General features: G+C 52.7%; 20 protein-coding genes. 13 read left to right on the top strand and 7 right to left on the bottom strand.

Going from position 1 to position 20,598, the window contains the following annotated elements:
- Positions 1–43 precede the first annotated feature (43 nt).
- The 5 genes from MRY86_RS09865 (at position 44) to MRY86_RS09845 (ending at position 4,090) form a co-directional block, all read left to right on the top strand.
- Positions 44–517, top strand: a complete 474-nt coding sequence (locus tag MRY86_RS09865) for a MarR family transcriptional regulator (RefSeq protein WP_293565840.1) — start codon at positions 44–46, stop codon at positions 515–517.
- Between the two features lie 86 nt (positions 518–603).
- A complete protein-coding gene (locus MRY86_RS09860) occupies positions 604–1,788 on the top strand; it encodes a homogentisate 1,2-dioxygenase (protein ID WP_293565838.1) in 1,185 nt (394 codons plus the stop codon).
- Between the two features lie 45 nt (positions 1,789–1,833).
- On the top strand, positions 1,834–2,958 hold the full coding sequence (hppD, locus tag MRY86_RS09855; RefSeq protein WP_293565836.1) for a 4-hydroxyphenylpyruvate dioxygenase: 1,125 nt from the start codon (positions 1,834–1,836) through the stop codon (positions 2,956–2,958).
- 365 nt (positions 2,959–3,323) lie between these two features.
- On the top strand, positions 3,324–3,704 hold the full coding sequence (locus MRY86_RS09850; RefSeq protein ID WP_293565834.1) for a hypothetical protein: 381 nt from the start codon (positions 3,324–3,326) through the stop codon (positions 3,702–3,704).
- Positions 3,701–4,090: a type II toxin-antitoxin system VapC family toxin gene (locus MRY86_RS09845; protein WP_044216208.1), complete on the top strand. Its 390-nt coding sequence runs from the start codon at positions 3,701–3,703 to the stop codon at positions 4,088–4,090. The genes MRY86_RS09850 and MRY86_RS09845 overlap by 4 nt, the downstream gene beginning before the upstream one ends.
- 180 nt (positions 4,091–4,270) lie before the next feature.
- Here the strand turns inward: MRY86_RS09845 and MRY86_RS09840 are convergent, their stop codons facing one another.
- Positions 4,271–4,552 (bottom strand): LytTR family DNA-binding domain-containing protein, encoded by a 282-nt coding sequence (locus tag MRY86_RS09840; protein WP_293565830.1) that lies wholly within the window; start codon positions 4,550–4,552, stop codon positions 4,271–4,273.
- A gap of 126 nt (positions 4,553–4,678) precedes the next feature.
- Between MRY86_RS09840 and MRY86_RS09835 the strand changes: the two genes are divergently transcribed.
- Together MRY86_RS09835 and MRY86_RS09830 are read left to right on the top strand one after the other, a co-directional pair.
- The gene (locus MRY86_RS09835) at positions 4,679–5,449 is read left to right on the top strand and encodes a hypothetical protein (RefSeq protein WP_293565828.1); all 771 of its coding nucleotides are present in this window, start codon (positions 4,679–4,681) and stop codon (positions 5,447–5,449) included.
- Positions 5,450–5,572: 123 nt separating this feature from the next.
- Positions 5,573–6,460, top strand: a complete 888-nt coding sequence (locus tag MRY86_RS09830; RefSeq protein ID WP_293565827.1) for an ester cyclase — start codon at positions 5,573–5,575, stop codon at positions 6,458–6,460.
- 158 nt (positions 6,461–6,618) lie between these two features.
- On the opposite strand, the gene MRY86_RS09825 is transcribed toward MRY86_RS09830, so the two are convergent.
- The gene (locus MRY86_RS09825; protein ID WP_293565825.1) at positions 6,619–7,275 is read right to left on the bottom strand and encodes a hypothetical protein; all 657 of its coding nucleotides are present in this window, start codon (positions 7,273–7,275) and stop codon (positions 6,619–6,621) included.
- Here MRY86_RS09825 and MRY86_RS09820 point away from each other — a divergent pair.
- On the top strand, positions 7,274–7,735 hold the full coding sequence (locus tag MRY86_RS09820) for a hypothetical protein (RefSeq protein WP_293565824.1): 462 nt from the start codon (positions 7,274–7,276) through the stop codon (positions 7,733–7,735). The genes MRY86_RS09825 and MRY86_RS09820 overlap by 2 nt on opposite strands.
- Before the next feature lie 3 nt (positions 7,736–7,738).
- On the opposite strand, the gene MRY86_RS09815 is transcribed toward MRY86_RS09820, so the two are convergent.
- Positions 7,739–9,415, bottom strand: coding sequence for a gliding motility-associated C-terminal domain-containing protein (locus MRY86_RS09815; RefSeq protein WP_293565822.1), 1,677 nt, complete (start codon positions 9,413–9,415; stop codon positions 7,739–7,741).
- Between the two features lie 92 nt (positions 9,416–9,507).
- On the opposite strand from MRY86_RS09815, the gene MRY86_RS09810 reads away from it, so the two are divergent.
- The gene (locus MRY86_RS09810; protein ID WP_293565820.1) at positions 9,508–10,812 is read left to right on the top strand and encodes an NAD(P)-binding domain-containing protein; all 1,305 of its coding nucleotides are present in this window, start codon (positions 9,508–9,510) and stop codon (positions 10,810–10,812) included.
- On the opposite strand, the gene MRY86_RS09805 is transcribed toward MRY86_RS09810, so the two are convergent.
- A complete protein-coding gene (locus MRY86_RS09805) occupies positions 10,772–11,320 on the bottom strand; it encodes a hypothetical protein (RefSeq protein ID WP_293571394.1) in 549 nt (182 codons plus the stop codon). The genes MRY86_RS09810 and MRY86_RS09805 overlap by 41 nt on opposite strands.
- Before the next feature lie 31 nt (positions 11,321–11,351).
- Here MRY86_RS09805 and MRY86_RS09800 point away from each other — a divergent pair, with 31 nt between their 5' ends.
- Positions 11,352–14,387, top strand: a complete 3,036-nt coding sequence (locus tag MRY86_RS09800; protein WP_293565816.1) for a M1 family metallopeptidase — start codon at positions 11,352–11,354, stop codon at positions 14,385–14,387.
- Positions 14,388–14,591: 204 nt separating this feature from the next.
- On the opposite strand, the gene MRY86_RS09795 is transcribed toward MRY86_RS09800, so the two are convergent.
- Together MRY86_RS09795 and MRY86_RS09790 are read right to left on the bottom strand one after the other, a co-directional pair.
- Positions 14,592–16,181, bottom strand: coding sequence for a PspC domain-containing protein (locus tag MRY86_RS09795; RefSeq protein ID WP_293565814.1), 1,590 nt, complete (start codon positions 16,179–16,181; stop codon positions 14,592–14,594).
- The gene (locus MRY86_RS09790) at positions 16,174–16,536 is read right to left on the bottom strand and encodes a PadR family transcriptional regulator (RefSeq protein WP_044216239.1); all 363 of its coding nucleotides are present in this window, start codon (positions 16,534–16,536) and stop codon (positions 16,174–16,176) included. The genes MRY86_RS09795 and MRY86_RS09790 overlap by 8 nt, the downstream gene beginning before the upstream one ends.
- 204 nt (positions 16,537–16,740) lie before the next feature.
- Here MRY86_RS09790 and MRY86_RS09785 point away from each other — a divergent pair, with 204 nt between their 5' ends.
- The 3 genes from MRY86_RS09785 to MRY86_RS09775 all read left to right on the top strand — a co-directional run bounded on the left by MRY86_RS09785 (position 16,741) and on the right by MRY86_RS09775 (position 19,381).
- The gene (locus MRY86_RS09785; RefSeq protein ID WP_293565810.1) at positions 16,741–17,874 is read left to right on the top strand and encodes a T9SS type A sorting domain-containing protein; all 1,134 of its coding nucleotides are present in this window, start codon (positions 16,741–16,743) and stop codon (positions 17,872–17,874) included.
- A gap of 80 nt (positions 17,875–17,954) precedes the next feature.
- Entirely contained in the window at positions 17,955–18,455 is a 501-nt protein-coding gene (locus MRY86_RS09780) for a hypothetical protein (RefSeq protein WP_293565808.1), read from the top strand.
- An 8-nt stretch (positions 18,456–18,463) separates the two neighbouring features.
- Positions 18,464–19,381 carry a hypothetical protein gene (locus MRY86_RS09775; protein WP_293565806.1) on the top strand — a complete coding sequence of 306 codons (918 nt, stop codon included), beginning with the start codon at positions 18,464–18,466 and terminating at the stop codon, positions 19,379–19,381.
- 5 nt (positions 19,382–19,386) lie between these two features.
- On the opposite strand, the gene MRY86_RS09770 is transcribed toward MRY86_RS09775, so the two are convergent.
- Positions 19,387–20,352 (bottom strand): D-2-hydroxyacid dehydrogenase, encoded by a 966-nt coding sequence (locus tag MRY86_RS09770; protein ID WP_293565804.1) that lies wholly within the window; start codon positions 20,350–20,352, stop codon positions 19,387–19,389.
- Between the last annotated feature and the right edge of the window lie 246 nt (positions 20,353–20,598).

The following is a 20,598-nucleotide window of genomic DNA, read 5'->3' as shown; positions in this document are numbered from 1 at the left end:
AGTTCGTACAACAATTATTTTTACAGAAACTAATTTCACAGCCGTGCCAGAGACACAAATACAGCCCAATTCTATTACTGAACGCCCCGACATGCCCGGCTTTACGCTGGAGCGTACTGCCAAGCGGATGAAGCAGTTCTTTCAGCAAACGCTGGCTGCTGCCGGCACTGAAATCACCATCGACCAATGGGTGGTGCTGCAGACGCTCAACCAGCAAAATGGCCTTAGTCAGCTGGATATTGCCCGGGCAACCTTCAAGGATCCGCCCACCATCACACGGATTATCGACTTACTGTGCCAGAAAGGGCTGACGGAACGCGTCACGGACCCGGATGACCGGAGGCGGTTCCGCATTCAGCTCACCGATGGTGGCTACCAGAAAATCGACGAGGTGCTGCCTATCATTCACAGGGCCAGGAGCAAAGCCTGGGCCAACATGGATAACGGGCAGATCGATCAGTTGATGGACATGCTCAATACCGTATTCAACAACCTCAGCTCTGAGGATACCAAATAGAACCAATTGTAGCTCTGCAAAGCGGGTGCGGCAGTTTGCCCGCCCGGCTTTGCCCACTTTTGCCAAAACCAGAAAAACTGAATTTTATGCATTACCACAGCTTAGGACAAGTACCGCCCAAGCGGCATACGCAGTTCCGGAAGCCTAACGGGGAGCTCTACCATGAGGAGCTTTTTTCCACCGAAGGCTTCAGTGACCTGCATTCTCTGCTCTACCATGTGAATGCGCCCACTCAAATCGTTCAGGTGGGCGAGCCTTACTCCGTAGCGCCAAAAGTGGTGGCGGACAAGCAGCTCAAGCACCGCAGCCTGAAGGGGTTCGAGGTGGCGCCGGAAGAGGACTACCTCAAGAGCCGTAAGCCGGTGCTCGTCAATAACGATTGTAAGATCATCCTGGCCGCGCCCCGCAAAAGCATGACGGATTATTTTTTCAAAAATGCGGATGCGGACGAGTGTATTTTCATCCACAAAGGTACAGGTCGGCTTAAGACGATGTACGGCGTGGTGGAATTTGAGTATGGGGACTATGTGGTGGTCCCAAGGGGTACCGTTTACCAGCTCGAATTCGATCAGGAGGACAACCGCCTCTTTATCGTGGAGTCCTACAGCCCTATCATTACGCCCAAGCGTTACCGCAATGGCTACGGGCAACTGATGGAACATGCCCCCTTCTGCGAGCGGGACATCCGCAAACCAGAGTTGCTGGAAACCCACGATGAGCAGGGCGAATTCCTGTTTTACATTAAAAAGCAGGACCAGGTTTATCCCTACACTTATCTCAATCATCCGTTCGACCTGGTTGGCTGGGATGGCTATGTGTACCCCTATGCCTTCAGCATTCACAACTTTGAGCCTATCACAGGGCGGGTACATCAGCCGCCGCCCGTGCATCAGACTTTCGCAGCACGCAATTTTGTCATTTGTTCATTTGTGCCCCGGTTGTATGACTATCACCCGCTGGCCATCCCTGCGCCTTATAACCATAGCAATATTGACAGCGATGAGGTGCTCTACTACGTAGATGGGGACTTCATGAGCCGTAAGCATGTGGAGAAAGGCATGATCACCCTCCACCCCGGTGGCATTCCGCATGGGCCACACCCTGGCACTGTTGAGAAGAGTATCGGCAAGCAGGGCACCCATGAGTTGGCGGTGATGGTGGACACTTTTAAGCCGTTGCAGCTGACTGAGCATGCGATGGGTATTGAGGACCGGGATTATTATAAGAGTTGGCTGCCGGAAGAGGCGAAGAGCCCAAACACCGGCGTCTGATCATGACAAACGACAAAAAAATATTTTAACAAAAAACTGTAATTCATGGATGCACTAACCAAACCAACCACCGAAACGATTCAGGATACCTTCCCCATCAACGGGACGGACTACATAGAATTTTACGTAGGCAATGCCAAGCAGGCCGCCCATTACTACCAAACGGCTTTCGGCTTCAAGCTGATTGCCTACCGCGGGCCGGAGACCGGAGTGAAAGATACCGCCTCCTACGTGCTGCAGCAAGATAAAATCCGCTTTGTGCTTACCGCTGCCCTAACGCCCGATCATGAGGTAGCCAGGCATGTGCTCAAGCACGGAGATGGGGTGAAAGTCCTTGCGCTGTGGGTGGACGATGCCGAAGAAGCCCACCGTATAGCGGTAGAACGCGGTGCTAAATCCTTGGCTGCGCCTCAGCGTATTAAGGATAAAAACGGGCATGTCGTTACGGCCTCCATTCATACCTACGGGGAGACCATTCACACTTTTGTAGAGCGCAGCAGCTATGCCGGCCCATTTCTGCCAGGATTTGTCGCCATGGAAAGCCCAATGGAAGTTAAGCCGATCGGGTTAAAGTATGTCGACCACTGTGTAGGCAACGTCGAGCTCGGGCAGATGAACGAATGGGTAAAATTTTACCAGGATGTAATGGGCTTCAAACTGCTCGTCACTTTTGATGACAAGGACATCTCCACCAAGTACACTGCTCTGATGAGCAAGGTGGTCTCCAATGGGAATGGCTACATCAAATTCCCCATCAATGAACCCGCTCAGGGGCTGAAGAAGTCTCAGATTGAAGAGTACCTGGATTACTACCGTAGTGCCGGCGTACAGCATATCGCCATCGCCACAGATGACATCATCCATACAGTAGACGAACTGCGCCGCCGGGGCGTAGACTTCCTGCGTGTGCCGGACACTTACTACGAAACGGTACTGGACCGGGTAGGCGAAATCAACGAAAGCCTGCAGGAGCTCAAGCGCCTGAATATCCTCATAGACCGGGATGACGAGGGTTACCTGTTACAAATCTTCACCAAGCCGGTGCAGGACCGCCCAACGGTATTTTATGAAATCATTCAGCGGGAAGGGGCCCGTTCTTTCGGCAAGGGCAATTTCAAGGCCTTGTTTGAAGCCATTGAGCGGGAGCAGGAGCTGAGGGGGACGTTGTAGGCTGTTAGATCGTGGTGATTTCCAAAATCACCACGATCTTTACTCTCTTGGGAGCGACTAATACTAGCTCGTCCCTCCCGCTGCGTGATGGCTTTGTGGGCGGCGATTTGCATTTCGTTGAGCTGGGTGGTGCCCAGCTTTTCCAGCATGGTTTGTGGGTCTTTTTGTTTGGACATGGGGCTGAGGTAGGGAAAAAGTAGACGGGAGTCGATTGAAAAAGCGCCCACCCACATCCTAATGTAGCCTTACCCTCGCGGGATTATCCGAAAGCGATCGGCCATAAAGCCCGGGAAGGGAAAGGCAAAGGTTATACCAACGACATAATAGCTTGCTCCAGTATCACACATCTTAATTTCCCAGAGACGATGAATATTTGGATCAACGACCCACCATTTATCCCCAATGATCGCTGGGTTGAGCATATATTTCAAATTTTGGTTCACCTAATGAACTGTTTTGAACCAAAAGTGGTTAATCCAAAAAAATACAGTCTTATGAAATCCCTGACGATCCACAATCTGGATACTGAGGTGTCAAATGCGATTGAAGATATTGCCAGGCGCACGGGCTTAAGCCAAAACAAAGTAATAAAAAAACTCCTTAGAGAGGCCTTAAACCTTGAAGACACTAAAGAGCCCCGACAGGATTTTGCAGAATTTTGTGGGTTGTGGTCAGGCGGAGAAGCCGAATCTTTCAGTAAGGCGGTCGGTACCTTCGATCAAATTGACGAAGAAATGTGGCAATGAGAAAAATCGTTTTAGACACTAATGCCTATAGCCACCTGATGGAGGGAGACAAGCAAGTACTGGAAGCTTTGAATGAAGCCGACAAAATTTACTTACCTGTTTTTGTAGTGGCGGAGTTGTTGTTTGGATTCAAAAATGGAACCAGAGAAGCATGGAATCGGGATACCCTGAAAAAATTTGAATCCAAAAGTATTGTTGAACGGTATTTCCCCACAGATGAAACTATTGAAATATTTAGCGATGTTTTTTCATCCCTAAAAAAGGCAGGCAACCCAATTCCCATTCATGATATCTGGATAGCTGCTATCGCTATCGAAACGGGCAGTGTTATTGTTACTTACGACAAACATTTTCTGCAAATAACTCAAGCAAGGGTTTGGAGCTGATTCGCATACGCCGATTACCAGATCAAACCTTACTATATAAAATTAAGCTTGATCTTATGCATTAGAAAGGCCTATTTCAGGAAACTTGAGCAAAACACAGTCCCCGAGAGCCGGCTTTACAGGCAGTTATAGTCTGACAACAGGGGCAGCACATCCCTTCACGCTGCAAGCTCTCACCTCCTAATTCAACAGCCGCTTCATAAGCGCCTCGCGCCAATTCCTCCCAAGTGGCAGTCTCTTGTCACCGATAATCAGCTCGCTTTCTACCATCTCCTCAATATGGCGCAAATTGACCAGGTAGGATCGGTGCGTGCGCTGGAACCACTCAGCAGGCAGCAGCGCTTCGAAGTTTTTCAAAGCCATCGTCAGCTGAAGGTCCTTGGTGAACGCGATGTCGGTCATTTGCGCAAGCAGTTCCAGACGCTGCTCTGGCTCGGTAGTGGCGCTGTAAGCTTGCTCCAAACATGCACCAAGGACCGTTCCCACTTAGCGAAGGGGAAGTTGCATTTTATCAAAGCACCGGGTAACCTTTTCGGAGCTTATAAAATAGACAGTCGATCAATCATTTCAACACTAAAATTCATTATCGTGAAAACCAAATTCTTTTTTATCGCCCTGTTTTTGGGTAATATGATGATCCTGAACGCGCAGGAACTACTCCTGCCCGTGTCCACTCCATCGGAAACGGCGAAAGCCGAGTACGTGAAGGCATTAAGAGCAGCTGAGGACGCCAACATACCCGTCTTTTTCGAAAGGCTGAACGCCGCTGTAAAAACAGACCCCAACTTCTTCATGGCCCACGCTTACATGGCCCTGGCACAAACCTCCTTCGGGCAGTACGAAAATGCAGTCCCTAGTATCAAGTCTGCCCTCGCAATTGATGCGGAAGGCCTCAATAAAGGGGAGCGTATTATCCGGCAGGCTCTGCAAACGCTTGAGAAAGAACCTAAAGCGGACATCGCCGAATCTATGGCCTCGCTGACGGAAGCTTACCCGGAAACCGCACAGGCCTATGAACTCGCCGCCGTGTCTGCTTCCTGGATCAGCAAAGACGCTCAGGCTGCCAAGGAGTACAATCTCCGCTTGCTTGAACTGCGCCCCGGTCACGGTGGCACTTACAATGCCCTGGGGTACTCCTACATAGCACTCGGAGAAATGGGTAAAGCCAAAGCCGCCTTCGAAAAGTACCTTGAAGTGTCGCCGGATGAACCCAATGCCTGGGACAGCATGGGCGAGTATTACATGGTAGCTAAGGACTATGCCAAGTCGGCGGAATACTACGATATAGCCGCTGAAATGGGAATGGAACTGGCTAAAAAACGGGCGGAGAAGGCACGGGCAGCCATCACTAAAAACTAATGATATCCTATACGGTGCAGGGCAGGGCGGAATGATCCTGTCCGGCACCAACCCTTGAATATCAAGTTTATCTTATCAAATTATGCGTTGATCAACGCTACCCATCTTGTAAAACCACCAACCATGAAAAAACCACCCTTCTTTTTAGCCCTATTACTAAGTTGCCCATTGCTGTTAAGCGCACAGACCGCCTCCAATGAGGCCGATATGCACACCTTCGCACGCCAGTTTATGGCCGCCTATAACTCAGGTGATCATACTGCGCTGGAAGAAATGTACACGACAGATGCCATACGCATTGATACCGATGGCGAAACGATCAAAGGGGCGAAACAGATCGCTGCTGAACACGCAGAACAGCTACGGGGCAACAACGTCACCCTGCTGATCCGGCAAAACGGCCTGCACTGGTCCGATGCCGAGCACGCCTGGGTAGCCACAGGCACCTATGAAGTGTACGGCAAATCTGTGGTGTACGATATCGACATTGATTTCGCGGGCCACTATAGCAACACCATGCTGGAACAAAATGGGGAATGGAAAATCACCAAAAGCGTGCTACAGCCGCTGGTACACAAAGACCCCAAAGTGGCCGCCAATATCAAGTTGTACACCGAGACCTGGGATGCCATCATCAACGAAGGCAGGTTCGAGCTTTTCAATGAGGAGCATTTCATGCCTGATGTAATCATGTACGCCGAGCCGGAAAACGTAGTTGGCATTGAAGGTATGAAGGGTTATTACCAAGCCTTGCTGTCGGCTTTCTCTGATGGCCAATTCACCGTCAACAACATCTTTGGAGAGGGTGACCAACTAACCAAGCACTGGACCTTCCGGGGTAAGCATACTGGCGACTTTTTTGGCGTTCCAGCTTCGGGCAATGAGATCGTAATGACGGGTAGCACCATCGTCCGTATGAGCCCCGACGGACGGATTGCCGAGGAGCGGGACTTCATGGATAACCTGTCGATACTTTCGCAAATGGGCTTGGTCTTATCACCAGAAAAGTGATCCGATGAAGCTAACGGATACCAACGGGCGGCCTATCACCAAGCTGCCCGTTAGTGCTCCGCCACCATTTTATTGCCCAATAGAAAGCGGTCAGTCTGCTTACCGGCTTAAGCTAAGGGAGGAGCAAAATTGCATGCGCAACCGCATAGCCAATCAAATCACTCCCCCTCCGTCAACGGCGTAATCATAATATGCGCCCGGTGCGTGCCCGGGTTCATAATCCAGGGGTGGTGGGGCTCCACAGGGCGCTCTGGTAGCCCGGTAGAGGCAGCGGTGGCGAAAGGCATATAGACCACGTAGCGGTACTGCGCCTGATCCACCTCTCCCGTAGCCGGATCGTACTGCGCTTCGGGGCCATAGTAGATGTGCAGGGTTGCTCCTGTCTCTCCCATGTCAAGTTGGCCCGCCTTCACTTCCTTCTCGCGGATATCGAAGATTTCGTTGGCATTTTTGCCCTCGGCACGGAGTTCGCGGCCCCGCGCCATAAAGGGTTCCAGGCTACGGTGGTAGCAAGCCGCATTGAAGCCCTCCTGATTGGGGTTGTCGGCCAGGCAGATGAATTCGTTCGTCCCTTCCTTAAAGGTGACAAACTCCCCCGCTATATTGTAACCAATGACTTTAGCGCCTTCCCGGCTGGCTTCGGGGGCGGCCATCAGTGCGGTGGCCATCAGGGCTTCATCAGTGTCGATAGGCTGGTAGGTTACCGGGGACTCTTCCGGTTGAGTTGCGGTGGCTGCTTCCATTTCCTGCGACTCCGGGGCATTGCAGGCAAACAGCAAGCCCGACAGGGCAAATAGGCAAATCAGTTTTTTCATGGCTTTGATTTTAGCTGATTTCCCTGAAGATAACGGTTTTGAGGATAAGAGGGGCTGGTCTTTGGCGTCTTTTCCAAATCGTGCTACCTTGCAGGGTGTAAAGATTAAAATGATTGGAATGGCAACACCGGAAGACCTGCAAGGCACCAAGGAACTCATCCTGCGCGATTTCGAGCTGGAGGAAGGCGACGAGCCTATTGCAACCGAAGAAGACCTCCTCCGCCTACTGGCCGATCAGATCGCCGGGATGATTGAGTACAATCTGGAAGTGCTGCTCAGCAACCTCTACCGCCTCGATGTGCAGGAAGCAAAAGTGAACTATGCCCTCTCCCCCCACTGCCCGGAACCTGCCAACGTTGCCCTCGCCCGCCTTGTACTCGAGCGCCAAAAGCAGCGTGCCTACACCAAAAAACACTTTCAGCAGCCGGATTTGGGGGACTTGGATGGGTTGGAGTTGTAATTATCACCGTACCAACGTCACATCCCCCTGCAAAGTCTGCACCGCTTCCTGCCGCTCTACCTGATACTGCATGAGGTAGAAATAGACCTCTGTGGGCGCAGGCTCCCCGTCCTGTTCGCCATCCCAGGGCAGGGCGGCGTCTGAAGTTTCATAGACGAGGTTGCCCCAGCGGTTGTAAATGCGCAGCAGGAAGTTCAGGAAGACCGGTTCTTCACAGTCGCTCAGCGGACCGAAGGTATCGTTGGTATTGTCGCCGTTTGGCGTGAAGGTGTTGGGCAGCGCAACCATACAGATACTGGTGTCACAGTCTATGGTCGCAATGGCTATGGTATCCGCAACCGTCTCGCAAGCCGTGCTGATGGTCAGGCTGTACAGGCTGTCCAGGCCCACTTCGATCTCCGTGGCCGTATCGCCCGTAGACCAGGCGTAGGCCGCATTGGGGAGTTCCGGGACGGAAAGGGTTGCCGGTTCATCTTCGCAAAGGGTCAGGGTGTCCTGCTCAAAGGTGAATTCGAGTGGCTGTGTAGCAAAAATATGGTCGGAAAAATTGGGCAGGCCGGTGTAAAAAATATTATCGCTAGCGGGCAGCATAAAAACATCCGGCAAAAATAGGGGCTCCGGTGTGTCCGGGCATTCCAGAATGGATAAGGTTGTACCATCCATTGAAAGGAATGCGCGCTCTAAAAGGTAAAGATTCCCATCCACCGCCATTTGCATATGCCCGGTCAGGCGGTTCTCCGGCAGGTTGGCGATTATTGAACGGCTGTTGGCTACCTCTTCTGATTCAAGATCATACTGTGCCAGTACCCGGCCGGAAGGTGTATTTTCTACAAAGTAGAGGAAGCGGCTGTTGGGCGAAAAGGAGGCGGCGTTCAGACTAAAGTCCGGCATAGGTGTCAGGTCGATGGTGTTCGCCGTATCAATTTGCCCGGTGGCATTATCAAAAGGGAATATCGTGCCCGCGCAGTGCAGCCACTGCCCATTAGGCGAGATATCGAGCTGTCCCGTAATGGTGCCGTCAAACGGGAAGGAAAGCGTATCCGTAACACCTTCATTCGTGACCGGGAAGACCAGCAGCCGGTTGTTTTCCGGGGCCGCATCCACGATCACCACCCAATAATCAGAACCGTTCTGATGGATGGTGCCCGTAAGTCCCTCGAAAGCGGGTACGTGCACCCGTTGGTCGGCCACGGTGACGCCGCCCAGACCGCCATTGAGGGCCAAATCGACCTCAAAGTAGGACAAGCCCCGACCCTGCGGTTGCCCCGGCACACTACCGCCAATGTCAAACTCCACTTCTTCCATCGTGAACAGGTAGTACACCTCATCTGCCCCTGGTTTTGGCAGAATCAAGGCAGATTGCATCGCACTAAATCCACCGCCCTCAGTGCCACCCATGTCATACATAACCTCATCATTACGGTTCCATATTTTCCCGGAAGTCTGCCCAGATTGCTCCGGGTCCCGACCACCACCATTGGTGTAGAAGAGCACATTGCCCTCCGCATCCGAGACAATAGCGCAGCCTTCAAAGGTTTCCATAGCACCTCCTTGCACCTGAACAGGGGCACCACCGGAGAAGTCCAATCCGGCAGCTGCACCAAAGTACCAAACCGTACCTGCATTCTGAGCAGAGAGCAACAGTGGGGACATCAGAAAAAAACAGAGTAGTTGTTTCATAGTCATTTTCGCGTTTATGACCACAAAGCTACGGTATATTCCCATTGCACTCCTCGAATTCTGCTTATATTAACCGTCAAAAATCAGGCAATATGCCAAAAAGTGTAGCGATTATCGGGGCGGGCTGTTCGGGCCTGGCCGCCATCAAAAACATGCAGTCTGCCGGTCTGACGGACATCGTCTGCTACGAAAAGAACGATCAAATCGGCGGCAACTGGGTCTTCACCGCCGGCGAGTCCCACTCCAGCGTTTGCGAAACCACCCATATCATTTCTTCAAAAGAACTTTCTGCTTTTGAGGGCTTCCCTATGCCCGACCACTATCCGGACTATCCTTCGCATAAGCAGGTGCTGGCTTATTTTCAGGATTATGCAAGGGCATTCAATCTGGAACAGTACATACAGTTCAATACGGCTGTTGAACAAGCGGTTGAGCTTCCTAATCATCAGTGGCACCTCACCCTTAGCGATGGCACCGAACGCACCTTTGACTACCTCCTGGTCGCCAACGGACACCACTCCGTACCCCGCTGGCCCGACATACCGGGTACTTTTACCGGAGAGTATATGCATTCGCACAGCTTCAAGACTAATAGGCCCTTTGCGGGAAAGCGGGTGCTGGTCATCGGGGCTGGCAACTCGGGTTGCGACTGTGCCGTGGAAGCCAGCCGGGTCGCCGAATCCACGGCCATCAGCCTGCGCCGCCCTACTTACATCATCCCTAAATTTCTGATGGGGAAGCCCACCGATACCTATAACGCCTTGCTGCAGCGTATTCCAGGTTTCCTTCGGGCGCCCATACAAAAGCTCAGCCTTCAATTACAAATCGGCAAATATGAGCGCTACGGGCTGAAGACCCCCGAATACCCGATCACAGCCGCTCACCCCACCCTCAACTCGGAACTCCTTTACCGCATCCGGCACGGGCGGGTAAGCCCCAAAGCCGGTGTGGAGCGCTTTGAAGACCAAACTGTCCACTTTTCTGATGGCAGCAGCGCGGAATTTGATACGGTCATTACCGCAACTGGATACAAAATTGCCTTCCCCTTTTTCGAGCCGGGGCTGTTTGACTTTGAAGATGCCTACCGCATTCCGCTCTACCTGCGCATGATGGCGCCCGGGCACCCCAATGTCTTTTTCATTGGGCTGGTGCAGCCGCAGGGGTGCATCTGGCCCTTGTCTGACTTACAGGCGCAACTGGCGGCCTTGCACATCACAGGCAAGTGGCCGTTGCCAGACAACCTGGAACAACTGGCAGAAGCCGAGTGTGATGAAATCGAGCAGGAGTTCAAACAAGCCCGGCGGCACAGCCTGGAGGTCCATTTCCACCCCTTCGCCGAAAAAATCCGGGCGCAAATCAGAGCCGCCGCAGGTAAGCGACCTGCCGTACCTGTATAGGAAAAGAGTTGACCTCGGGGATGTCCTCCCCTTCGAAGGTTTGGTTGCCGGTAGTGCGGATGGCTTCGAGTTTCCCGGAGATGATTTCGTAGGTCATCACCCCATCTTTGACTTCAGCTGTGCTCAGCAATAAGCTGCCCATCACATCAAACCGGCTGTACATTTTGCCATTGAGCAGGTAAACATCCATTTCAATGGTATTCTGTTCATCGATTTTATACCAGCCCATTTCCGGGCGGACCGGCTTAAGCAGATAATCCCGAAGCCCTTCTTCTTTATCCGCTCCGTAGATGATACTGTAGGTATAAAAGGAGTCTCTGGGCAGGATGTGCAGTTCCATAGGCAACTCCTGCTGTTTGCCTTGCAGGCTGTAGATTTCCAGTGTGCCTCCCCATTTCCCAATCCATTCCTGAGGCAGCCCAAGGCTATCTGACGTATCCTGAGCGGCAAGCGGCTGACAAAACGCAAGGAACAATAAAACAGTACTGATTGATTTCGCTATCTTCATCATTCATTATTTAATGCCCACAAGATAACGTATGCGTCTCAACTTCCTGATCCCAATCCTGCTCGTTGGTACTTTTAGCAGCTTCGCCCAGTCCCCCTACTTCCAACAGCAGACCGACTACCGCATTGATATCCGCCTCGACGATCAGGCGCATGTACTGCACGGGCACCTCAACCTCATTTACCACAATAATGCCCCGGAAGCCCTCGACACCCTCTACTTCCACCTGTGGCCCAATGCCTACCGCAATCAGCAAACCGCTTACGCGAAACAGGCCCGGCGCATGGGCGAGACGGACTTCCACTTTGCCCGTGAAGATCAGCTCGGCGGCATAGACTCCCTCAGCTTCACCGCGGATGGCGAGGCCGTAACCTGGGGCTACCACCCTGAGCATATTGATATTGCCATTCTGGTGCTTCCCCAGCCGCTGCCCCCGGATGCACAGGTGGAAATCAACACCCCATTCCGGGTGGATTTGCCCTATATCTTCTCCCGCCTCGGCCATGTGAACCAAAGCTACTCCATCACACAGTGGTATCCCAAGCCTGCCGTGTATGACAACGAAGGCTGGCACCCCATGCCCTACCTCGACATGGGCGAGTTTTATTCGGAATTTGGCAACTACGAAGTCAGCATCACCCTGCCGGAAAACTATCAGGTGGGCGCTACCGGCACTTTGCAAAATGAGGTCGAGCGCCAACGCCTGCTCGCACTCAGCCGGGTGCCGCTTCCTGAGGATGCAAACGGGGCTTTTCCACCTTCCGCTAAAGCCTTCAAAACCCTGATGTACACGGCTGAAAATGTGCACGACTTCGCCTGGTTTGCCGACAAGCGCTTTCAGGTGCGCCACGATACGGCTACCCTGCCTTCCGGCAAAACCGTGGAGGCCTGGGCGTTTTTCGCAGCCGAAGACCAGGACTACTGGGACAAAGGGGCCTTTTACGTCAAGCGGGCACTGGAGTTTTATTCTGAGAAAGTCGGGGCGTACCCCTATCCGCAAGCTACGGCCGTGCAGACCACCCTGGGCGCAGGCGGAGGCATGGAGTACCCTATGGTCACCAATATTGGCGGGGTGGGCAGTGCCGAGTCGCTCGACATGGTCATCACGCATGAGATAGGGCACAACTGGTTCTACGGCATCCTCGCCTCCAATGAGCGCGACCACGCCTGGATGGATGAGGGGCTGAACAGTTATTATGAAGAGCGGTATGCCCAAACCTATTACACAGACAGCGAAGGCGACGGTGCCATTGACTACCTGTTACGCAGCACCCCCATGAATGAGCGGGAGTTTGGCTATCTTTTCCAGGCCCGCCGACACCTGCATCAACCTCCGGAAACCCATTCCAACGCGTTCAAGCCTATCAACTACCTTGTAAGCGCGTACATTTTGCCGCCACTGGCTCTGGATTTGCTGGAAGGCTACGCAGGCACTCAAGCCCTGGACAGCGCTATGCATGCCTACTACCAAAAGTGGCAGTTCCGGCATCCGCAGCCCGGGGATTTGCAGCAGTCTTTGGAAGAGGCCCTGGAGCAAGACCTGGACTGGCTCTTCGGGGGGCTGATGGACAGCAAAGGGCACATCGACTATGCCATTACGAAGGTTGAAAATCAAAGTCAGTCGTACCGGGTGGAAGTCGCCAACCGTGGCACTATTGAAAGCCCGGTTGCGCTGTCCATCGTAAAGGGTGATACGGTGGTCGCCACGACCTGGTCCAAAGGCTTTAGCGGCAAGCGTACGCTGCGCATTGATAAAACAGCCGGCGATTTGCTGGTCCTTGATGCGGAGCGGCATGCCCCGGAGCTCTACCGCCGCAACAACTACTACCGGCTGGACGGCCCGCTGAAATGGATCCGACGCCCGGATTTCACCTTCCTTCCCGCAGCCACCAATGACACCCGTGGCAATATCCTCTGGAGCCCTGCCCTGGGCTGGAACAACTATGACAAGCTCATGGCGGGCCTCATACTGAGCAACCACACCCTACCCGAACAGCGGCTGGAATGGCGGGCAGCGCCCATGTACGGCTTTGGCAGCCGTGACCTGACTGGCCTGGGGGCGCTACATTACAATATTTATCCCCGAAAGAAGGGGGTAGTACACCGCATCCGTTTAGGCCTTACCGGGCAGCGTTTCAGTTCCAATATCATCTCCCGCTTCAATGAGCAGGAGCATATCGGTTACGAGCGCCTTCAGCCTTACCTGCGCTTTGATTTTACGCCCGACCCCACAGACAATACCTACGCCCGCCTTCAATTACGCGGTATTTGGTTGCGGTCGGAGACCCTGGACTTCCGAAGCCCTACCGAACCGCTGGCAAGAGACTATGAGACGCAGTGGCTGCAGGAGGCCCGGTTCACCTATGAGCAACGCCGGAAAATCAATCCCTATCAGTGGTCCGCTGCTTTGGAGCATCAGGCCTTTGAGAATGTCTTGGGAGCCGATGACCGCTATGTGAAAGCCGCTTTTGAGATCGACTGGAACTTCAACTACAGTAAGCGGGAGGCGGTGCACCTCCGTGTGTTTGCCGGCTACTTTTTGTACAGTACCTTCCGGGAATCGCAGGTGGTTAGCCCGGTAGCCTTCAACCTATCCTCTAACGGAGGGAACGATTACCGCTTCGACGACCTCTACCTGGGCAGAAATGAGACAGAAGGCATTTGGTCACAGCAGATTAGTCGCAGAGACGGTGGGTTCAAGGTGCCGTTGCCTCACAATCCAGGACTGGGCCGCAGCAATAACTTCATTCTTGCCGCCAATTTCAAAGCAGACCTGCCCAGTCAGGCTATGCTGGGGATCCCGCTCAAGCCCTATCTGGATATCGGCTACTTTAGTGACCAGCATTCCATTGGAGGCGACCCTTCTTTTTCCGACCAGTTCATGTGGAACGGAGGCCTGATGCTGGAACTGTTTGATGAGCGTCTGGCGGTCTATTTCCCGCTCATTAGCTCTAAGAATATCGCTGATCAGCTTGAGGAGCGGGGGGATTACTTCACCCGCATCGGATTTCAGCTGGACCTGCAACGGATGAACCCCTGGAAGCTGCTGGACCGGCAGGAATTATAGCCCCAAAACGGGCAGAGATGGAATGTCATCCATATTCGGATTTCACATTTCGTACCTACGGCACGAGGCACGACCTCAAACCTTTTTTACCGATATTTTGTGCCTAAAGGCACATCGCTGACCAGATGGTTCTACCTAAAAATACCCATTGCATCCCTTCACGGGGCAATGGGTACTCGGTTCCAGTCGGGTGACTTTAGCTTATTATTCTTCTGTGCAGTCCAGGCACTGCAGCCCTTCTTCTGTCATTTGCCAGGTGCTTCCGGGGTTGTCGTAGATGCGGGGGCGATAGTTTACTTTGTCGGCATCATCGATGTAAAAGCGGGTTTCCCCATCAAAGCGGATGAATTTGCCCACCGGTATTTCCAAGATAGCCCGCACGCCCTGTACGCGCCACTTGGTGCCACGCGGAATTTTGAAATAAGTCGGTACGGTAAGCGCATCGGCCGTTGCCTGCTCCTGATAATTGATGGCAGCGGCGAGTTCTTCGGCCATCGCCAGGTTGGTGCCCCGGGACTCCAGCCGCTCTTCCAGCACAAACGCTTCACCCTCGCCCTTCCGGATTTCAATATCCACGTTATCGGTGATCAAGGCGTCATTATAAAAGAAAAGTTCGCCATCGATATTGAATTCATCATTGCCCGGTACTGTTTCATCAATCCGGAAATTGAGCGTATCGGTGGTGATAGCGGTGAGCTCCACGCGGCGGTCCAGGTGGGCTTCGCTGCTGAAATCACGTGCTATAAAGGCCATGACTCCGAAAAAGCTAACAATATTCAGGACCCAAAATGCGGTAAGCCCAATTTGCCAGGGCCGGCTCATACGGGTGCCGTACAAGGTGCGCAGTATGGAAAGCCCGGCACTAAGGAGCACCACACCGATAATCATAAGGATATTGAAGGCGCCCAGCATCGTCACCATAGGCCACTCCGGCGCAAAGTAATCCACGTATGGCCAAAAGAAGACACCGCCGGTAAACATGGCGATCCAGGAAGCCAGCAAACCCAGTGCAATCAGCGCCCCAAACAGGATAAGCAAGGGTTTCCAAAGGTTACTGATCAACTTAATCAGTATCGCTACAACTTTACCAATGAAAGAGACGATTTGCCGCAATACCTCACCTAGCGTTCCACCACCGGTTGCGCCTTTTTTTTTACCGCCAAACTCATTGCCAAACTCAGAGACCTTACTGGAGATATGCTCAATCTCCTCCTCTATGATGCGGCCGATATTGGAAACATTGATCGGTTCTCCGCGCATGGCGAGCCGGTCACTGGCCGTTTCCGCTTTCGGCAAAATGGCCCAAAGGATAATATAAGCTGGTATGCCAAAGCCACCTGAGATCGTCACAACGATGAAGATCAAACGGATCCAAAGCGGGTCACTGATGCCAAAGTAGGCGGCGATGCCAGAACACACCCCACCGATTACTTCATCCTCGGGATTGCGGAACAGGCGGCGCCCGGTCCGGTAATCATGCGCACGGCGATGGGCCCGCTCAGGCTCCTCCTCCGAGAGGGTTTCATCGATAGGCTCTGCGCCGAAGTCTTCGGGCGTGCCCATGATGACAATAGCATCCCTGACCTCCTTCAGCGTGACAATCTGCCGTTGCCCCATGCCTTCCTGAAAAAGCTCTGCCATGCGGGCTTCGATATCCTGAGTGATTTCTTCGTACCCGTCAGATTGCCTGAAGTGGGCGTGTATGGTATCGAGGTACCGGGTAAGGTGTTCGAGGGCATCCTCATCAATAGTAAATGGTACACCGCCCAGATTGATTTGCTGTACCTTATTCATCGTGGTTGAAGTTTTGCGTGGAATGATCGACCGCCTGCACCAGGGAGCCCCAGGTCTGCAGTAATTCGGCAAGGAATGTACGGCCGGTTTCGGTAATGGAGTAGTATTTGCGGGGCGGGCCCATATTGGACTCCCGCCAGTTGTACTCCAGCAGCCCCTGATCTTTCAGGCGGCTGAGCAGCGGATAGAGTGTCCCCTCCACGACGATGAGTTCTGAAGCTTTAAGCTCGGCGATGATGTCAGAAGGATAAGCTTCCTTCTTCGCTGCGATCGCCAGCACGCAAAGCTCCAGAACGCCGCGCCGCATCTGTCGGACCAGCTGCTGTCGGGTTTTATTTAAATCTTTAGCTTTCATGTCCACAAATATACAATACAAACAGGTACTATGCAATACAAAGTACCTTTTAAGACCTAGTATCTTCTATGAACAACTACCTCTCATCGATGAAATAAACGGCCTTTTCCGACCGGACTGCCAAAAATCAGGGCCGGCGGCCGCTTTCGGCGTATTGCTTTAATGCTTACCTTTGCAGTTCCGGACCACTAAGAAATCATCCTTATGAAGCATTCTGTACTATCCGCTATACTTGCTGTTTTTAGTTGTATTGGACTGGCTGCACAGCCGGTCATACAAAACGGCACCTTCCCACAGGTAGGAGACTCCCTGCGTGTCTCTGTAGACAACCTCCCTTCTGGCATTGACCTGGAGGACGCTGCGGCTAACCAAAGCTGGGATTTCACCACGCTGCAATCCGCTTTTGTCAATACCACTCCGGTAGTGACGGTGCAGCAGGCAGATGGCTACTTTGGCTTTCCTGGAGCAGACTATGCGGTGGTGGGAGATAATGCCAACTTTTTCTATCGGACCACCGCCGGCAAAGTGGAACTACTGGGCTTCTACGGAGAAGACCCCGCTGGACTGGGCATCGAAGGCATTTTCCGCTACGAGCCCCCCCTCATTGAACGACGGGCACCTTTGCAGTACCTGGATGTTAATACTTCAGGCACTAATATCAGCTTTGCTTTCTCTGCCGATGATTTGCCGGATCAGATAACGGATTTACTGCCCATTTCTCCGGATTCCATTCGTATACGCCTTAATTCCGAGCGCACCGAAGAGGCGGATGCCTGGGGCACTTTGACCATCCCCGGAGGCATCTACGATGTACTGCGTGAGAAGCGGACTGAAGAACAGCAGATCCGCCTGGATGCCAAAATTGGTTTCTTCAACTGGTTTGACATTACGGATATTGCACTTGAATTACTCCAACTGGAAGCGCTTGAGCCCCGCACAACGATCAGCTACCGTTTTTACAGCAATGAAGCCGTAGAGCCTATTGCGGAAGTGCAAACGCTAAACGAAGGGGCAACAATTGGCAGCGTTTCTTATAAGGCTGGCACTATTTCCAGCCTTCGCCCGGTTGAGACGGCTCTACCTGGCGTGTATGCTTACCCAAATCCGGCAATTGTGAATGTCCGTTTTGAGTTTGCGAACCTGCCTGCCGACCACTACACCGTGAGCATCTTCAACATCCTGGGCGTAAAGGAATGGTCCCGGCGTTATTACGTAGACGGTGGGCGCACGGAGAAAGTGGATATTTCTGCATTGCGCAAAGGCACCTACTTTTACAGCATTGCGGATAGCCGGGGCAAGACACTCGTTACAAAGCGGCTCATCATCGTACGCCCGTAAACTTCAGCCTTTTTGTATGCTTCTTGCAAAGCTCAGGAATGCCCCGGTCCGGGAAAGCAACATGAAATTCAACAAAACTCATGAATAAGTACCTCTTTATTGGTTTGCTGCTGACGAGCCTGCTTTACAGTTGCGGTAGCGATACCGCAAATGAAACTGATTCCGATACAGCGAACACTACTGCGCCACCTGCCGCCAAAGCCACCCCGGCGCCTACCTACCCCAGCATACCCGCTGATACGATCAGAGCGCTTTATAATGAGTGCGACTACATTGATTATGTGTTCTACTACACCAATTTCAGCGTAAGCCAAAAGGAGCAGCGGGATATTCAGACAGCGATTACCTACATCGCTTCCGAAACCCCGCAAATCAACCCCAGCTGCCAGGCAGTCGGGCGGATATTCTACCAGGTAGATGGTGAGAACCGGTTGGAAGCCGATCTGTATTTCAATCCTAATCAGGGCTGTATCTATTACCTTTTTTTCCAGGATGGAAAGCCCGCTTACGCCAACCGCATTATGCCTGCCGGGATTGACTTTTACACCCAAATATTCCAAAGCGCACAGACGGCGCAGTAGAACCGCTTATGGACCAGGAACAGTATGCCGTTATCGACCTCGGCACCAACACTTTCCACCTGCTCATCGCGCAGCAAGGTAAGGATACTCCCATAAAGGAAGTTTACCGGGAGCGCCAGTTTGTACAGCTGGCCGAAGAAGGGATTGCCACCATTGGCGATGCCCCTTACCAACGGGCCCTGCAGACGCTCCAGCACTTTCGGGCCATACTGGACCAGCATCGGGTACCCGTGGAGCAGGTCAAAGCCTTTGGTACCGCTGCACTGCGTACGGCCAGCAACGGACCAGACCTGGTTCAAAAAATAAAAGCAACCACCGGCATAACCGTCACCACCATCAGCGGTGATGAGGAAGCCAGGCTGATCCACAAAGGCGTTCAGCTGGCTGTGCCTGATGTGGAAGACCGCCTTTTGATCATGGACATCGGTGGAGGCAGTGTAGAATTCATCATTGCCGAGCAGGACCGCGTTCTGTGGGCGCAAAGCTTCCCGATTGGTGTGGCTGTTCTGTACCGCGATTTTCACCGGAGCGAACCGATTAGCTCTCCAGAGCGCGAGCGATTGCGCTCCTTTTTGCAAGAACAACTTCAGCCACTACGCACTCATTTGTCTGAGTGGCCGACGCCTTTTCTTGTGGGGGCCTCCGGTACTTTTGATGTGCTGGAACAGTTTGTAGGGCAACGCCCGGAGACTGGCCACAGCAGCCGGGTTTCAAAGGCAGCCGTTCAGCCATTTTACGAACAGGTCACTGGTATGACTTTGGAGGAACGCTATGCCCTGCCGGGTATGCCCCGGGCCCGTGCCGCCATGCTCAGCGTTGCGCTCATTCTGGTAGATGAGGTATTAAAAATGGCGAATACGGAGGAAATTATCGTTTCCGCATTCGCCATGAAGGAGGGCATGCTCAGTGAGCTAATGTCTTATTAAATTCCCTATTTATCATCCCCGAAGAAGGCCAGAATCTTATCTGCCAACTCCAACCCGATATTGGCTCGGGCTTCGAGGGTGGAAGCGCCGATGTGAGGGGAGCAGGAAACTTTAGGATGTTCCATCAACTCCTGCCGTGGCGTAGGCTCATTTTCATAAACATCAAGGCCGGCACCGCTTAATTTGCCGCTGTTGAGCGCATCGAGCAGTGCGTCCTCGTCAATCGCACCGCCGCGTGCGGTATTGATGAGCACAGCGCCATCCTTCATCTGTGCAATTTCTTCTGCACCGATAATTGCCTTGCCGCCTTTGAAAGGCACGTGAATGGTCAGGTAGTCTGAATTAGCCAGCACTTCCTCCCATTCGTAGGTATCGAGGCGGACAGAAAGGCGGACGTTGCCGGAATTGTAGACATTGATACCGATATCGGCTTCATCTACAACCAAGTCGACCGGCATCACTTTCATGCCCAGCCCTACACCAATACGTGCCACTTCCCGGCCAATCCGGCCAAAGCCGACAATACCAAGAGTCCGGCTGTTCAGTTGCAGCCCATTAGAGCACGCCTCTTTCATTTCTTTAAATTCGCTGCTTCCGCGTTGCTGCATTTGCCGGTGTGCCAGGTGCAGGTTGCGGCTAATGGAGAACATATGCGCAAAAACCAGCTCAGCGACAGACTTAGAAGAAGCAGCAGGCGTATCCATAACGGTGATGCCTTTTTCGCGCGCGTATTCTACGTCGATATTGCTCAACCCGACCCCTGCCCGGGCAATAATCTTTAGGTTTGGGCACTGATCAATGAGCGCTTTTCTGATTTCAGTAGCGCTTCGAACGATCACGACATCGTAGTCCGGCAATACCTTGGGCATTTGGTCAGCCTCCACTTTTTCAACATCTACAGTGTAGCCCGCCTCATGCAACAAGGTTATACCATCCTTATGAAGCCCGTCCGTAGCCAATATCTTTACCATTTATCTTTGGCATTTAGGTGATTGAATATTTGGATTGGTGCCAAGGGAATGATGCCAGCGAAAGCATTGCCCCCATTGAAACCAAGTCAACCACAAAGCATGTTGGCACTATGCAACCAGCTGTGGTTTACAATACCCCGAATAATAGGTCTTTTTACGGAAAACAACTAGTCTTTTCTCCTAAATTCTGTGATTCGCTAGCGAATCCCGCAATAGGGTTGGCCACAAAACCACGACAGCACCCCC

Origin of the sequence: Phaeodactylibacter sp. (assembly GCF_022763345.1) — a bacterium.
Classification (GTDB): domain Bacteria; phylum Bacteroidota; class Bacteroidia; order Chitinophagales; family Saprospiraceae; genus Phaeodactylibacter.
Note: the sequence above shows the minus strand (reverse complement) of the source record. Positions and strands in the feature narration are given on the sequence as shown.